Origin of the sequence: Endozoicomonas atrinae (genome assembly GCF_001647025.1) — a bacterium.
GTDB lineage: Bacteria > Pseudomonadota > Gammaproteobacteria > Pseudomonadales > Endozoicomonadaceae > Endozoicomonas > Endozoicomonas atrinae.
In genome coordinates, this window is record NZ_LUKQ02000141.1 from 1 (window position 1) to 14,821 (window position 14,821).

The following is a 14,821-nucleotide window of genomic DNA, read 5'->3' on the forward strand; positions in this document are numbered from 1 at the left end:
GGGTGCGAATCTCATAGGCATCGTTATCCTGCCAGCTGAACGCCAGCGTCCCGTCACTGAGTTCAACGACAGTAGGCTGTTTATCGGTTTGGCCAGCACCGACCCTGAAGGCGTTGTTAACGGGGGCTCCCAAACTATCGTAACGCTGAGCCCAGATCTGCTGGCCGTTATTGAGGTCAGCACCGCTTTGCCAGGTGACAATAAAGCCCCCATCACTCAGGGCGGTGACATCGGGGAAGACCTGTGCTGGCAGAGAGTTGTCACTGCTGACAGAAAACTCATTCCCAATGGGCTGGCCATTACTGTCAACAATACGGGCAAAGGCACCGTAGCCTTCGCCATCCTGGCCGGACGAGTCCATCCAGGTGAGCACATAACTGCCATTGGTTAGTGCGGCTATTTCCGGTGGATCACCGACATTATGACTGGTGTTCTCAGATACCTGCACCGGGCTGCCGATCAGATTACCCTGACTATCGAGTTTCTGAGTATGAACACTGCCTGACTGAATCCAGGCCATGGCCAGACTGCCATCAGATAACTGGGTAATGGAGGGGTAGTTCTGTTCTGTTGAAGAGTTGGTTAACTGAATCTCTTGCGCGTCTCTTGCTGTTCCATCAGCATTAAACCGCCGCATATATAAATCGTATTGGCCACCACTGCCTATATACTGGTGAACATCACTCCAGACAGCAATAAATCCACCATCACCCAGTGCGGAAAGACTAGGGTTCCATTGGCTTAGAAAGGTGTGCTGACTGTTTAACTGAAATGCAGCTTGGCGTACAGAGCCATCAGGGTTATGAACTTGTGCCCATGCGTCAGCACTGTCACCAAAGTGAGTCCAGCTTACAACAACGCTGCCATCGTTGAGAACAGCCACACTTTCGTTATAACTGGTGTTGTTATTAGGGTCATCATAAACAGTGATGACGCTACCTTGGGCTACGCCATTGCTATCATAACGCTGCATCTCAATAGTCGGGCCTGAACTGTTCCAGACATTCAGGAAACCACCGTCGGGCAAGGCGACGAGGTCACCGTAAAAACCACCACCGGAGGTGGTTTCTGTTGAGGCCGAGACAGTGCTGCCGGATGGTGTCAGTGTCGGTGCATTATTAACAGGTGTAATGGTCAGACTGGCACTTTCACTGGCTGAGCTGAATGCAGATACACCGCCATTGGTGCTGGTATCGGCAGTGCTGCCAGCGGTACCACTGGTCTGATCCCAGGCCCTGAAGGTAATGGATTCCGTACCATTGTAATTTTCACCAGGCACAAAGCGGATCTTATGAGCGGCATCCAGCAAAAGAGCGCTGGTCTCAGAGAGGGTACCGACTGCTTGCCAGTTAGCGCCGTTATCAACAGAAAACTGCCAGTTGCCGTTGGTATTGTCAGCACTGGTAATGGCTATCCCCTTGGGACTATTACTGTCTACATCCGTAATAAGACTGCCAAATAAATCAGACACTAACTGGCCCGGTGCATCAGTAGTATTCTCATTGATAGTGGACAGTATCGGATCGCCGCTGTTATCCAGAACAGGAGCATCGTTGGTGCCAGTGACGGTGATGGTCAGGGTACTGCTGTCGGTCAGCGGGGTGCCATCGTCGTCGGTAACCGTGTAGTTGATCAGTACGGTTGCAGTTTCACCGGCCGCCAGGTAATCAAAGTCAGTACCGGGGTCGAAGGTCACGTTGTTGCCGCTGAAGCTGATACTGGCGGTACTGAGCGTAATGGCCTGACTGTCACTGTTGTTGGTCATGGTGGCAATGCTGGCGGCACTAAGGCTGAGCCTGTTGCTGGTATCCAGATCACTGTCGTTGGCAATGACATCGACGGAAATACTGTTGTTTTCCTGGGTTGTGTCGATATCGGCGGTAGCCACCGGTGCATCGTTAGTGCCAGTGACGGTAATGGTGACGCTGGCATCCGAAGTCAGACCGCCATCGTCACTCATGATGTAATGAATGGTGATGACGGTGGACTCACCAGCTGCCAGGTAGTCAAAATCAGCACCAGGTGCAAACTGCAACCGGTTCTCGAGAATGGTTACAGAACCCTGGCCTGAAATAATATTGCCATGGTTATCAACAATTTCAGCACTGTTCAGGCTGAAGTTGGCAGGGGTATCATCCAAGTCTTCATCGATATCATTGGCCAGTACATCGATGGTCACTGAATGGTTTTCATAGCTATCATCAAAATCGGCTTGGGCTTCAGGTGCTTCATTGAGGTCATTAATCGAAATGCTGATTGACGTACTTTCGCTGAGACCTGCCTGGTTGGTAACTTCGATGGTTAAGTTGTAGCTATCCCTGCTTTCATGGTTCAGGGGCCCGGTAACAAGAATTTCACCCGTTGTGGGTCTGATGGCAAAGGTGTTGTCTTCATTACCTCCAGTGATGGCATACGTTACATCGCCTGAATCGCTGGTAAACACTTGACCTATAACCGTAGAGCCGTCTATGGGGACGTTTTCATTGACGGCAAAGTTTTGACTTTCGATAACTGGAGCAATACTGCCGGAGGGGGTTGATGCTTCGTCATTGTCCTGCTGGTTGAGAGTATTGAATTCCAGCTGGGTCAGCTCATCCTCTGACTGAGATTCCGTATTTTGATTGTGCTCAATGATGACCGCTTCAGACAGTGTCTGTGGTTCACTGCCATCGGTTTCCTGTTGATTTGGGTTGCTTTGTGTTGAGTCTGAAGCAGCCAGTTCTTGTTGTGGCGAACTTTCTGGCTGCTCTTCTGATGAGCTTGTACTCTCTTCACCTTCTTCACCGCCTGTACCTTCTTCGCCAGAAGCCGTTGGTGCCAGGGTATTAATCCATTCCGTCCCCATCATCAGTTGTTGCTCTGCTGGGACAACAAATGTCTGGCCGCTTAACAATGTAATAACAACGGGTGAGCCTGATTCATTGATAATAGTTTCATCAAGAAATACAGGGTCTCCGATTCTTTTTTCTTGAATATTTCCATTGGAATCAATGGTTTCGACAGTAGTGCTGGCTTCTGTAATATACCCGATAACAGAACCATAATTATTAGAATTCATTATATTACCTCTTTTTCGAGGTTATCCTTGAAAAGCTACTTTTCCTATTGATTAACTAATTATAGTTGTTTGCTATAGGTAGAATTGATTAAACCTTATTTAGATGGATTTTAATATTTCGTTTGATTATATCTTTTAGCATTTTTGAATGATGGTTAGCTAAACAGCTTTCTTATTAAAATCAATTAGATAATGATGTTCTTTATTGTCCGTTAAATACGATGGCCTGTAGCGATCAATTAAAAGAGACTATCAGTCTACAACTCTGAACTGACTAGCTATCAGTCCCAAGATTCCCATTATTCAACAGTCCATCAATGATCTCGGTATCGGTGCTGCCAAACACGGACAAATCCACACCCTGCAGGTTAATCTTCTGGGTAATATCCCCATCAGCAGTATCGCGAATTTCCAGAACTGGATTAGACGGGTCTGCCTGATCAAAAGAAAGGTACTGTGTCAGATCGTTATTCTCTTCATCGGACAGCAGGTCACTAATATCCAGCACATCTCCCTCGCTCAGATTGAAATCAGTAATCGTATCAATGGCTGGTGAAGAGGCCGTACCAATGTCGGCAAAATTGAAATCAAATATATCTTCACCAGCACCGCCCGATAATATGTCGTCACCGGCTCCGCCAACAATGAGATCGTTACCCTCGCCACCAGAGAGGGTGTCATTTCCCGCAGCACCATACAGTTTATCATGCCCTGCCTGGGCAATCAGTTCATCGTCCCCTGCAGTACCGGCAAGTATGTCATCACTGGCAGTGCCGTTGATTTCTATCTGGCCCTCTCCAATGGTGATTGAGGTATCATCTATTCGTGTACCGTAATGGCCTCCCCAGTTTTCTCCGTCACGCCCACCATGCTCAATATAAATCCTTCTTACACCGCTACCGTAGTTTTCAAACGAATGGGATGCTTCACTCCAGCCGGATACGGCAGTTATTGTTCCAGTGTCGTAAGTGGCGATGACATTGTTACTGCCATCCCTGAGCTGTACCTTCAGATTGTACAGGTCGCCGCCATAAGTGCTCTGTGCATACCAGTCACTGACCGAGATGATGGGTTGTGAATCCAGGTAATCGGCAGAGAAACCTTTGGCCAAAAGATCAATGGTCTGGGATTTCCGGGCCCAGCCATATGAGGTTATCCAGCTGGCCCCATCGCCGTCATGGTTTCCACTATTTGTCGCCCAGCCATTGCCACCGTTGGCAATTATGGACCATCCAGTGGTTCCGGATGTTGCCCCGGGGTTGGTAACCAGGTTGGTGGCGACCTGGGCATTCTGGCTGTTGATATTGAATGTGTACTCAGCGCTTGATGTTGCCCCATCACTGACCGAGAAAGCAAAGCTGCCGGTGCCTGTTGTACCGGCGGTGTATACCAGTGAAGGTAAATCCGCTGCGGCAATGGTTTGCCCAGCCAGGACGGCTGCTCCGTTTAAGGTCAGACTACCTAATGAAGGCAATGAGTTGATCGTCACCGACTGCAGGCTATCGAGGCCGTCACCCTGGTTAAATTCAAAAGTGTCTGCTGAGAAGGCAAAGCTTTCACTTTGACTGATTAACAAACTGGCATCTGCAGAGGATACCTGCTCTGCCTGGTCATTAATTTTAAGTGTCAGCGTTTGATCACTGAATGCACCATGAGTATCGGTAGCTCTGGCTATGATGGTGTGTTGGGCACTGTCTTCATAGTTAAGTTTTGACCCATCGGCTACGGTAATAACCCCAGTAGCACTGTCAATGGCGAAACGGCCATCACTGTCATCCAGCAAACTATAGGTGATGGTATCTCCGTCAATATCCGTCGCCGTCACCTGGCCAACCATTGTGCCATTGGCGGCATTTTCAGTTACCTGGTTACCAACGGCCAGCGTACGACTGAAGACGTCGTTATTACCATTTTGATCGGAGGTCCAGGTAACTTGCAGGGTGCCGTCAGCGAGTTGTACAACATGGGGGTCTGACTGGTTGCCGGCTGTCGTTTCATTAATCAGGGTTTCACCGCTGATGGCTACCCCGTCGGCACCAAAGTGGCGGCCATAGATACCATTGCCGGCACCATCCTGATTTTCAGATGTCCAGGTGATATAGAAACTGCCATCGGCCAGTGAAGTGACCTCCGGCTGGCTTTGAATGCCTGCGGTTGTAGCGTTGATTCTGATTGGACCACCCTGGGGTGTTCCATCAGGGGACCAGCGCTGAAGATAAACATCATCCGTACTCTGATAGGCACTGACTACATGACCGCTGCTCAAAGTTTCTATCGCAAGCTCATGGCTGTTATTGGCAGCATGATCGCCAAAACTGGCCTCACTGGTTGTAGGATTTCCATTGCTATCAAAAATACGGAAGCGAGCATTATTGCTGCCTGATTTACTTGTTCGCCAGACTACCGCATAATTGCCATTGTCCAGCTCGGTCATGACGGGTTTTGACCAGTCCCAAGTATTTGCAGATCCCGCATTGAATGTTGTCAGAGAGTTACCGGAATCATCAAAGATATTTACTCTGACAACATGTCCACCACCGGGATCCATGTTGAGCAAGGCAAAACGATTGCCCGACAGCGCTGTCAGGTTTGAGTAATAGTCATCATACCCCACTGCAAACTCATCAGTGATCACATCTCCATTGTCATTATAAACTTTAATCCTGGGTGTAGAGTTTGAGCCAGGTACACTATATTCCCAAGCAACTACATAATTACCATTTTCCAGAACAATGATGTCTGGAGCGGACATGTTGTGGTTGCTTGTTGGATCATTTGTGTTTATTTTAAATTCACTTCCTGCAGTAACCAGGCCATCCATGCTTTCAGTCAGCCGTTTACCCATAATGGCATAGCTGCCACCTTCTTCAGCTAACCAGACCGCAATGGCACCATTATCATCGGTTGCAGCAATCGCAGACTGTGACTGATCAGCTTCAGGGGCAGGAGCCTCTGTTATTGTGTAATTTTGTAAGTTTCCAAAGTTCCAGCTTTGTGTATCCTCTGTTTGGGTGAGTGTAATGGAGTTACTGGTGCTATCTATTTGACCATAAGCATTACTATTACCACCGCTGACATAATTAATACTGCCTATGTCAGCATCGGTGAAGGTAAAGTTCAGAAAATCATCACTGACTACTGGAAAGCCGGGGCCCAAAGTGGTGTTGTAACTACCTGATAAACTTAAGTCATCGGTATCAAAGTCAACAGACAATACAAAACCATTATCCCAGCCTTCCAATTGAAATTCCGAGCCTTCGCCTATTACAGCTGTTTCTGTGCCGCTATTATTACCAACGTTATAATTGAGCTGTACCGTTTTACCAATAAGGCTGAAAGGTTCAGGATCGGATATGGTTAACTCTGAAGAACCATCTGTAGAAGTAAAGGGTATTTGGAGAGCATGATCTGTCCCCTGCATAATGTTCAGGACATCGTCGCTGGACAGGGCTTCATCATAAATATTAAATCCAGCAATGTCTCCTTCAAGGTGGCCACCCACATAGTTTGAATGCCCCAGCTGAATATTGGTCTGACTGGTAAATCCTGAAAAGCTATACTCTCCCGAAGCCACTTGCCGACCGTCAACATAAAGGGTTTGTCCACCCGCTTCACCACCCAGCGTATAGGTTACATGGTGCCACTCACCATCATTATAAGTGTCGGTGCTTGAAATAATTTCAGTGGGCCCTCCTTGCCATAAATACCCTTTCAGCTGGCCATTTTCCAGGTAGATAGACCGATCATGTCCAGAAGTACCTGAATGTACTTCGAACAAACCTCCTGTTGCTTCTGTGGTTCTAAACCAAAAAGACGTGGAGAAGGCTGTTTCAGAAGCATTAAAAGTGGCGGATACTTTATCGTCTACGCCATCAAAATGAATCGCACTGCTGTGATCAGAATTGGGTCCAGCAACAAATGTGGGAGTGGAAGAAGGTGTAAAGACAGCGCCATTAGCACCAGTATAACTACCGTCAGCAAAGTCCCAGAACTCCTGAGGCAAAGGTGCATCGGGGATGTTTACACTGGTCATCTGTGGCGCATCATTGGTGCCGGTGACGGTGATGGTTACGGTGCCTGGTTCACTGGTGGCATTGGCCGTATTGGAGTCATCCACGGCAACATAGGTGAACGAGACCTGACGGGTTTCCCCTTCGGCCAGATCCTGGAAATCATTCCCAGGGTTAAAGCTGAATGTACCATCGTTATTGTTGGTGACCGTACCTTCGCCGGGTGTTGTTTGGATGATATAGCTGAGCGTATCGCTGGTATCGGCATCGGTTGAACCGAAGTTGCCGGTGATTATTGAGCCATCTTCAGAGGCACTGGCCGTTATTGCTTCCACTACGGGTTGATCATTGGTGCCATTGATGGTGATGGTCACATTGTGGCTGGACCCATCAATCGACCGGACAGTGATGCTCTCCGTCAGGCTGTCACCAACCCCCAGTGCCTGAATCGCTGGTTGAGTGTTATCCGCCGAATAATTCCAGTTACCGTTGCTATCAATGGTGAATGTTCCATAACTGCCACTGATGGCTTCTTCGATAAACCCGCTCTCCCCGCTGTCTGGATCGGTGGCGGTCAATGCTCCCGTGGTCACCAGTTCATCAGCGCTGCTTAATGGCTCGCTGGCGACATTGGTTGATAGTGCATAACTGCTGTGAATCTGGCGAATGGCGCCGGAAAATTGAGAGCTGGAAGGATCAAAACTGCCAATGGGATCGATATTGAAAAATGTCCACCAACTATCGGCTCGATCAAAGGTTACCGGGCTGTCAAAGATATCCAGAATTCGTAAATGGGTGACTTCACTGCCATGGACATCCAGTACCCGGTTATCAATGTAAATGCGGTTATTGTTGGGGTCAAAGATGACGTTTTCCCATGAACCGGGCCCTGTTGTGGCAGAGATCAGGTAGCTGTCCGTTGCGGTATTATCTTCAATGACCGCTCCCGTGCTGTCTCCACTGAAGACGGCGGGGTCTGCCTGGTTGGCAAAGTCGATCGACAACGAGGCTGATTCAGACCATTCAATACCATCACTCACCTGGAACGACAGGGAGGTGGTACCACTGAAGTCCTGCTGTGGGCGAAAGATCAGGCGGCCCGATTCCAGGTCGGAGCGTGATATCGGGTCACTGGTTGTTATGCTGGTATCCGCAACACTGTCCCCGTTCGTATCCAGCAGTAGCTGGCCCTCAGCAGACAGCTGCGTGAATTGTATGGCCTCAAGCCGATCGGTACTGTCGATATCGGTAAACGGGAAATCCTCGAGGGTAAAGGTGTAATCGGTGTCTTCTATTCCCGATGAAGAGTTGACTGTTGTCGATGGCCGGTCATTGGTACCGGTAACGGTGAGGGTCAGAGTACTGCTGTCGGTCAGCGGTGTGCCATCGTCGTCAGTAACCGTGTAGTTGACCAGCACTGTGGCAGTTTCACCGGTTGCCAGGTAATCAAAGTCAGTGCCGGGGTCGAAGGTCACATTGTTACCACTGAAACTGATACTGGCGGTGCTGAGCGGAATGATCTGGCTGTCGCCATCATTGGTCATTGAGACAATGCTGGCAGCACTGACACTGAGCGTAGCGCTGTCATCCAGGTCTTCATCGACATCATTGGCCAGTACATCGATGGTCACTGAATGGTTTTCATAGCTATCATCAAAATCGGCTTGGGCTTCAGGCGCTTCATTGAGGTCATTAATCGAAATGCTGATTGACGTACTTTCGCTGAGACCTGCCTGGTTGGTAACCTCGACGGTTAAGTTGTAGCTATCCCTGCTTTCATGGTTCAAGGGACCGGTAACAAGAATTTCACCCGTTGTGGGCTTGATGGTAAAGGCGTTGTCTTCATTGCCTCCAGTGATGGCATACGTTACATCGCCTGGATCACTGGCAAACACTTGACCTATCACTGTAGAGCCGTCTACGGGGACGTTCTCATTAACATCAAAACTTTGACTTTCGATAACTGGAGCAATGCTGGCGGGGGAAGTCGATGGTTGGGCATTATCCTGCTGGTTGAGAGTGTTGAATTCCAGCTGGGTCAGCTCATCCTCTGACTGAGGTTCCGTATTTTGACTGCTCTCCTGCTCAATGATGACCGCTTGAGAGAGTTCCTGGGACTCGCTGATATCGCTTTCTTGTTGATTTTGATTGTTTTGTCTTGAGTCGGAAGCTTCAGATTGCTGTCCCGGTGAATTTGCTGACTGCTCTTCTAATGAATTCTCTGGCTGTTCTTCTGATGAGCTGGTGCTTTCTTCATCTTCTTCGCCAGAAGCCGTTGGTGTCAGGGTATTAATCCATTCCGTACCTATTACCATTTGTTGCCCGACTGGGACAATAAATGTCTGGCCGCTTAATAATGTAATAACAAGGGGTGAGCCTGATTCATTGATAATAGTTTCATCAAGAAATACAGGATCTCCTATCCTTTTTTCTTGAATATTTCCATTGGAATCAATGGTTTCGACAGTAGTGCTAGCTTCTGCTATGTATCCGATAACAGAACTGTTATTATTTGAATTCATTATTCTTACCTCTTTTTCGAGGTTTTCCTTGAAAAAATGCTGTTCCAGCTGATTAACTAATTATAGTTGTCTGCTATGGGGTAGGATAAGTTAGGCACTATGTATATAGGTTTTTATATTTCGTTTAATTATATCTTTTGGCATTTTTGAATGATGTTTAGCTAAACAGCTTTCTTATTAAAATTAATTAGATAATGATGTTCTTTATTCTCCGTTAAATACGATGACCTGTAGCGATCAATTAAAAGAGCTATCAGTCTACAACCCTGAACTGACTAGCTATCAGTCCCAAGATTCCCATTATTCAACAGTCCATCAATGATCTCGGTATCAGTGCTGCCAAACACGGACAAATCCACACCCTGCAGGTTAATCTTCTGGGTAATATCCCCATCAGCAGTATCGCGAATTTCCAGAACTGGATTAGACGGGTCTGCCTGATCAAAAGAAAGGTACTGTGTCAGGTCGTTATTCTCTTCATCGGTCAGCAGGTCACTAATATCCAGCACATCTCCCTCGCTCAGATTGAAATCAGTAATGGTATCAATGGCCGGTGAAGAGGCCGTACCAATATCGGCAAAATTAAAATCAAAGTGATCTGCACCGGAACCACCGGTCAATATGTCGTTACCAGCACCACCGATAATAATATCGTCGCCGCCTCCACCAGACAGGTTGTCAATATTTTCTGTGCCTTGAAGGGTCTGTCCAATAACAGATGAATTGGTAGCCACATTGATTAGGGCTTGATCAACCTCTGCGCTGAATGCAGATGAACCGCCGTTAGTACTGGTATCAGCATAGGTGCCTGAACTACCGGAAGTTTCGTCCCAGAGTCTGAAGTTAAAGTCAGCCTGCCCGGTAAATCCTGTATTAGGAACAAAGCGAACGTGATCACTGGCGCTCAGTAACAGTGCATGACTATCTGACAAACTGCCATCGTCGACATTAATCCAGGTGCTGCCACTGTCGGTAGAGTATTGCCAGGTACCATCAGCAGAACCACCGGTAATTGCAACTGACTGTGTTGCCGTTCCATCGGCATCGGCAATACGGCCTTCAGCAATGATTTCTGCAATGCTATTGCCGTTGTCTGACAGGGTGTTTTCATCAATGGTTGTCAGACGGTGCTCAATATAGAGCTGGTTTTCCAGCAGGTTGACGATGTCAGAAATTGACTCCCTGTGCGGAATGATCAGTACCCGGGCGGGGAAGTTGAAATTGTTCAGTGTGCCAAAGAGGTTATCTGTACCCTCATAGGCATAGGAGGCATTGGGCTGGGTTGAATCATTTTCCGGAATAATGACCATAAATACATTAGGATCATATCCATTATTGTCAACCGACTGAGCATAAGTCACGGTTTTCCCGGCCAGGGTCATGGTACCGGTTGTCAAACTTTGATTGCCATCCGAGCCAAGATTTCCGCCAACGCGAAGTACGGCATCGACAGCATCAGAGCCATCAAGTTTGATGGAAAGAATGTTTTGACTGAGAAACTCAACTTCGGAGGTAATTGATTCACCACCAATGGTATGTGTCATCGGGCCTTGTCCCGCAGGGCCAAGATTCAGATTACTTTGTGTTGTCCCGTTAATGGTTAACGTGGTGTAGCCAAAGCCGTCAAATGCATCATTACCCCCATCACCCCAGCTTGTACCATTCCAGTCCTGGTTTGCAGTCCAGCTCCAGTTATTGGTGATATTTTTATTGGCATCCAGAATTTCTGGGGCATCATTAATTGCTTGGACTGAAAGCACGGTGTTAGCAATATTACTGGTTGCCTGGCCATCGTCTACCTGAATTGTTAGCTGTCGGTCATCTGTGGATAGATTATCCGTATTATTTGAAAATAGAATTGACCGAATGGCAGCTTCGTAGGTATGGAGACTGGCAGCACCGCTAAGGGTTACCGTGATTTGTCCTGCAACACTGGTATTAACGGAGGTGCTGACACCACTGACCTGACTGACATCCAGGGTATCGCCGACCTGGGCATTCGTCAGAACAATGGTGGCGCTCTGTAGCGGTGAGTGGTCGTCAAGAATGGTGATATCCAGATCAGCAATGGCTACAGGGCTGCCACCTTCAGTGAACGTAGAGGCCCAGTTATTGCCACTGGTGTTACTGTCATCAAAATCAAGATCAATGACAGGAGCACTGTTAACATAGAGATCAGATTCCAGTTTATTGATAATGCTTGAAAGAGTCTCCCGATGAGGGATGATCAGTATGCGAGCAGGGAAATTAAAGTTGTTGAGGGTGCCAAAAAGGTTGTCGGTACCTTCATAAGCATAGGATGCAGTAGGTTGTGTGGTGTCCTGTTCAGGAATAATGACCATAAATACATTAGGGTCAGATCCTCCCGTGTTAACCGACTGGGCATAGGTCACTGTTTTGCCAGCCAAGGTCATGGTGCCGGTTGTCAGGTTTTGAGTGCCGTCGGAGCCGAGATTTCCGCCAACGCGAAGTACTGCATTTACCGCTTCTGATCCATCAAGCTTAATAGAAAGAATATTCTCACTAAGGAATTCAACTTCTGAGGTAACCGACTCACCACCAATACTATGAGTCACAGGACCCTGACCTGCAGAGCCAAGATTAAGATTGCTTTGTGTCGTCCCGTTAATGGTTAATGTGGTAAGGCCAAAGCCGTCAAATGCGTCATTACCCCCATCACCCCAGCTTGTACCATTCCAGTCCTGGTTTGCAGTCCAGCTCCAGTTATGAGAAATAGTTTGATGAGCTACCCATTCCTCATTATCAGACCCTGTTATGGTAACCGTTACAGGCTGCTCAGTACCGTCTACCGACTGTACGGTGAGGGTATCGGTGAGCGTTTCGCCAGAGGAAAGTGATTGAATAGCTGCCTGACTATTATTTGCACTATATATCCAGTTTCCGTTTCCATCGATGGTGAGTGATCCATACAGACCATTAACCGTGGCTGGAGTATAGGCGCTTTCACCAGCGTCAGGATCAGAAATAGTCAGTGTCCCAGAGGTTGTCAGTGTGGCAGCAACGTCTTCAACGACAGATCCTGTGGTTGTGCCACCAATTGTTGGCACATAATTGGTGGACGATATGGTAATAGCTGACGTTGCGGTTTCTATACTGAAAGCTGTTGATCCCCCGTTGGTGCTGGTATCAGCATAGGCTCCAGCGGTTCCAGTTGTCTGGTCCCAGGCGCGGAAAGTAAAGTCAGCATTACCGTTATAATTGGCGGCGGGAACAAACCGCACTTTGTCAGTGGCTGTCAGTAGCAGTGCATGGTTGTCTGCCAGGCTGCCATCATCGATAGCCGTCCAGGTCACACCATTATCGATTGAGTATTCCCAAATGCCGTTGCTGTTATCGACAGCCGTAATGGCTACGGCTTCAACGGCCGTGGTGTCAGCATCAGTAAATGAACCATCGGTAATAATCTGCCCAACGGTATCGCCAGGGTTGATGGTTTGAATATTGATGTTATCCAATCCACCGGTACTGCCTTCCATATGAAGGTATACACCATCCCAGTTTTCCGGGTTCCGTGCATTGTTCGCCAAAGGGTCGAGTGCGAGGTTGATATTGGTCAGCTCAGGAAGAGTGGTCCACTCACTTTCACCTGAGGTCAGGTTGCGGAACATTAATGTTCCAGAACCCTGACCATTATTGGCTTCCATGTCAATTTCCAGCCGATACCTGGACCAGCCGCTACCGACTCCCGAAAATGACACACTACTGCCGTCAGCCAGCCAGAGGCGATTAAAAGAGAACTTCACACCATGCTCTTCTGTCGCAGCACGGGCAATCTGTCCATCATTATTCAGGTCGGCACCCAGGCCAAACATAACGCCCCAGTAATTTTTATAGATATCAACCTCGACCACCATGGCTCTCGCGTCGGTGAGATCAGGCACTGTCTGTACCTGTGAATTCACCCTGGAGGCACTGTTTCCAACTCCAGATCCACTGGCGGTATACTTCATGGCCTTACTGCCGTCGGCACCAAAACCATCTTCAATAAAAATAGAGCTGCTGGTATTAAAGCGTTCCAATACCCAGCCATTTTGATTATCGATAGAGCCTGTATTGAGTCCCTCAAGGTTGTCAGACTCTGTGCTTTCTGTATCTTCAGGAATGAGGGATAGATTATGACCCGTAAGATTGCTGATGACAGGTGCATCATTGGTGCCGTTGATGGTAATGGAAACTTGATGAGGTGTTCCATCGGTGGACTGAACGGTTAAAGTATCTGTTAACGTATCACCTGCCCCTAACGACTGAATGGCAGTCTGGCTGTTATCAGCACTGTAAGTCCATTGGCCATTCGTATTCATAGTTAACGACCCATAGGTTCCATTAACCGTTTCAGCCGTAAACGATGATTCGCCACTATCAGGGTCATTAATGTTCAGAATGCCGGTAAAGGTCAGAGTTGCTCCACTGTCCTCCTGAATTGCCGAAGCTTCCAGGTTGCTGACCCAGGTCCCTGCATAGTTTTTAAATACAAGGGTTTGTCCATTGGAGAGCGTTTGTGATTTATTCTCATAGGCAATGTAAGAGTTATACTCCGCACTGCTTTGGAATGTAATAACTTTTCCGTCATAGGTTGGATCATTGGGAAGGGTGAAATCACGAACCCAGCCACCATTATAGGTGGTGACTTTCAACGCATTGTTAACACTCAAATAGCTATCAGGATCAGAGACAAAGCTGCTTCGCTCACTGTTAGTGTCAATAATGTCATCAAAGGAAATGGGAACATTAAAGTCATCAATCAATAGAGCTGGAATTGTATCTTGTCCTGTGATGGTCGGAACGTCGTTAGTGCCGGTCATGGTTACCGTGACGTCCTGGCTGACGGTGCCGCCGTTGCCATCGTTAACCGTGACGGTATAGGTCTGGGTCCGCACCTGACCCGCCGCCAGGTAATCAAGGTCCGCATCGGACACGCTGAAGGTCCAGTCCACCTGGCCGGTGCCGTCACCGGTGGTGTTGTTGCTGACCGTCGGGGTAAAGGAGCCCAGGTACCCGCTGGTGTCGGAGGTGACACTGACGGTCTGGACATCGGTGAGATCCACATCAGCAATGGCAAAGGAACCACTGTCGGATAATGTGGTGGTGTTTTCACCGGTGCCGCCATCCACAATCTCGGTCACCGCGCCGGTGACATCGGTGGCCGCAGTAATGGTCGGTACATCATTGGTGCCGGTGATGGTCACGGTGACCTGCTGATCCACGGTGCC

At 48.1% G+C, this 14,821-nt stretch carries 3 protein-coding genes; all 3 read right to left on the reverse strand.

Annotation, left to right across the window (positions count from 1 at the left end; all coding sequences use genetic code 11):
• A partial coding sequence (locus AK963_RS17690) for an Ig-like domain-containing protein (RefSeq protein WP_139117486.1) occupies positions 1-3,058 on the reverse strand: 3,058 nt, incomplete at its 3' end.
• A gap of 274 nt (positions 3,059-3,332) precedes the next feature.
• Positions 3,333-9,590, reverse strand: coding sequence for a VCBS domain-containing protein (locus AK963_RS17695; RefSeq protein WP_066016769.1), 6,258 nt, complete (start codon positions 9,588-9,590; stop codon positions 3,333-3,335).
• Positions 9,591-9,865: 275 nt separating this feature from the next.
• Positions 9,866-14,797 (reverse strand): VCBS domain-containing protein, encoded by a 4,932-nt coding sequence (locus tag AK963_RS17700; RefSeq protein ID WP_238593771.1) that lies wholly within the window; start codon positions 14,795-14,797, stop codon positions 9,866-9,868.
• Positions 14,798-14,821 lie beyond the last annotated feature (24 nt).